At 71.2% G+C, this 2,733-nt stretch carries 3 protein-coding genes; 2 read left to right on the forward strand and 1 reads right to left on the reverse strand.

The features are described 5' to 3' along the window. The coding region (locus tag GA0115259_RS18495) for a 3-deoxy-7-phosphoheptulonate synthase (protein WP_141716613.1) at positions 1 to 216 on the reverse strand (216 nt) is incomplete at its 3' end. 130 nt (positions 217 to 346) lie between these two features. Here GA0115259_RS18495 and GA0115259_RS42840 point away from each other — a divergent pair. Together GA0115259_RS42840 and GA0115259_RS18500 are read left to right on the forward strand one after the other, a co-directional pair. Then, complete coding sequence (locus tag GA0115259_RS42840) at positions 347 to 403, forward strand: trp operon leader peptide (RefSeq protein WP_370748118.1); 57 nt, start codon at positions 347 to 349, stop codon at positions 401 to 403. Positions 404 to 520: 117 nt separating this feature from the next. Then, the gene (locus GA0115259_RS18500; RefSeq protein ID WP_093598158.1) at positions 521 to 2,449 is read left to right on the forward strand and encodes an anthranilate synthase family protein; all 1,929 of its coding nucleotides are present in this window, start codon (positions 521 to 523) and stop codon (positions 2,447 to 2,449) included. The last annotated feature ends 284 nt before the right edge of the window (positions 2,450 to 2,733 follow it).

Below are 2,733 nucleotides of genomic sequence, written 5' to 3' on the forward strand. Positions count from 1 at the left end.
ACCGCCCTGAAGCAGAAACGCCTCACCCCTGGCAACAGCACCCAGCCGCGCACGCAACTGGTCACACTCACCGGCGAAGACCAGCGGCGGATAGCTTTCCAGCTCCGCCACGACCCCACGCAGGGCGTCCCGGTCCGGATACTCCGGCTGCTGCGCAGCGGGAAGGTCTCTCCAGGACGGCTCATAGGTCGCGGGATTCTCAGCGTTCACTGTCACGCGCCCAAGATTACGTGGTCGGGCGCTGTCGCACGGGCGGCTCTCAGAGTATGGAACATGAACCTTGCGCTCCCGGCGCCCGCGGCGGATGCGTCCCGGCGCTCTCGGCGGATGCGCTATGGTGCCGGTCATGTTCGCGCTTTCGAATCAGACCTGGTGGTGGACCGCTCGTCCGGCGGCCCACTGATTCAGCGCGCACCACGAATCGCGAAGGCCGCCCGAGGGGCGGCCTTCAGTCTTGTCCGGGCCGACGGCGGGCCGGGGAAGAAGCGGCCGTTCCTCCTCTCCGGAAGGAACACCGCAGATGCCCCGCACTCCGCTCGACCGTCCTCACGGTCCGCTCAACCGTCCCGGTCATCCGCTCGACCGGCTGTCGCACGACGACGGCCCGCCCTTCGCCATGCTGCGCCGCCGCACTCCGGGCCGCGACCACGACACCGTGGAGCTGCTGATCGGATCCGTGCACGAGGCCGCCCGGCTCGCGGATCTCCCGGCCGGTGACGGGACCTCGCTGGCTCTGGTGCCGTTCCGGCAGATCAGGGAGCGCGGCTTCGACGTACGGGACGACGGGACGCCACTGTCCGTGCTGGTGGCGGACGAGACGTACGAACTGTCGCTCGCCGAGGTGCTCGGCCGGCTGCCCGCCCATGAGGTACACGTCGAGGACGGCGCGTTCGATCTTGACGACGAGCGGTACGCGGAGATCGTCCGGCGAGTGATCGAGGACGAGATCGGCCGTGGCGAGGGAGCGAACTTTGTCGTCCGGCGCACCTTCGAAGGCCGGATCCCGGGCTTCTCCAGGGCCGACGCGCTCGCCCTCTTCCGGCGGCTGCTCGCCGGTGAGCGAGGCGCGTACTGGACCTTCGCCGTTTACACCGGCGAGCGCACGCTCGTCGGGGCCAGTCCCGAGGTCCATGTCCGGATGAGCGGCGGGACGGTCGTGATGAATCCGATCAGCGGGACCTTCCGCTATCCGCCCGAGGGCCCGTCGCCGGAGGCGCTGCTGGAGTTCCTCGCCGACCGCAAGGAGACCGAGGAGCTCTCCATGGTCGTGGACGAGGAGTTGAAGATGATGTGCACCGTCGGCGACCGTGGCGGTGTCGTGATCGGCCCTCGGCTCAAGGAGATGGCGCATCTCGCGCACACCGAGTACGAACTGCGCGGGCGGTCCTCGCTCGATGTGCGCGAGGTGCTCAGGGAGACGATGTTCGCGGCGACGGTCACCGGCTCGCCGGTGCAGAACGCCTGCCGTGTCATCGAACGCCATGAGTCCGGCGGGCGCGGCTACTACGGCGGCGCGCTCGCGCTGATCGGGCGGGACGCGGGCGGCGCGCAGACTCTCGACTCGCCCATCGTGATCCGTACCGCCGACATCGACCACGACGGCGGGCTGCGGGTGCCGGTCGGCGCGACGCTCGTACGGCACTCCCGTCCGGAGGGCGAGGTGGCCGAGACACACGCCAAGGCGGCGGCTGTGCTGGCGGCCCTCGGCGTACGTCCGGGCCGGCCGCGCGCCGAATCCGGGCGGCCACGGCTCGCCGACGATCCGCGAGTACGGGCTGCGCTGGACGCGCGGCGTGCGGATCTCGCTCCGTTCTGGCTGCGGATGCGGACCGGTCCGACGACGCTCAGCGGGCACGCCCTGGTCGTCGACGGCGAGGACACATTCACGGCGATGCTCGCGTATCTGCTGCGGTCGGCGGGCCTGGAGGTGACGGTACGGCGCTACGACGAGCCCGGCCTGCGGAAGGCCGCGCTCACGCACGGCGGCCCGATCGTACTGGGCCCCGGCCCCGGCGACCCCTCGGACCTCGCCGACCCGAAGATGCGACTGCTGCGCGGGCTTGCGGCGCAACTCCTCCGCGAGCGGCGGCACGGGCTGCTCGGCGTCTGCCTCGGGCATGAGCTGATCGCGGCGGAACTGGGCCTGGAGACGGTCCGCAAGCGCGTCCCGCACCAGGGCGCGCAGAACCGGATCGATCTCTTCGGGCGTCCGGAGACGGTCGGCTTCTACAACAGCTTCACGGCGCACTGCGACGACGAGACGGCGGAGGAACTGGGCGCCCACGGCGTGGAGGTGAGCCGCGACGCGAACGGAGAGGTGCACGCGCTGAGAGGCGCCGGGTTCGCGTCGGTGCAGTTCCACCCGGAGTCGGTGCTGACGCGGAATGGACGGGCGGTTGTGGAGGAGCTGCTGACGCACGCGATGCGGGTAGGGGCGCGGGGGGTGTAACGCCTCTCGCGTCCCGGCGGGGGCCGGTGCCATGTCCTCAATCGCCGGACGGGCTTGTTTTCCGGCCTGCGGCGGGTGGCGCGGCTGGGCCGGCCCTTGCCGGACGAGCATCCGGCGCCGGGGTTGGCGGTTCCGTCCTCAAACGCCGGACGGGCTGGGTTTTGCCGGCCGGGGTGCGTTGTGCGCCTGCGGCGCGGGGTGCGGTGTGTGGTGGGTGCGGGTGTCGGGGCCTCCGGAGGTACATGTCCGGACGGCATGCTGTGTTTTCCCGGGGGACACCCCCG

This window comes from Streptomyces sp. MnatMP-M17 (genome assembly GCF_900091995.1).
In the GTDB taxonomy this organism is placed as follows: Bacteria; Actinomycetota; Actinomycetes; order Streptomycetales; family Streptomycetaceae; genus Streptomyces.

Bases quoted from the DNA above. Each gene is read 5' to 3' on its own strand.
- GA0115259_RS18500 (WP_093598158.1), top strand. From the start codon at position 521: ATGCCCCGCACTCCGCTCGACCGTCCTCACGGTCCGCTCAACCGTCCC.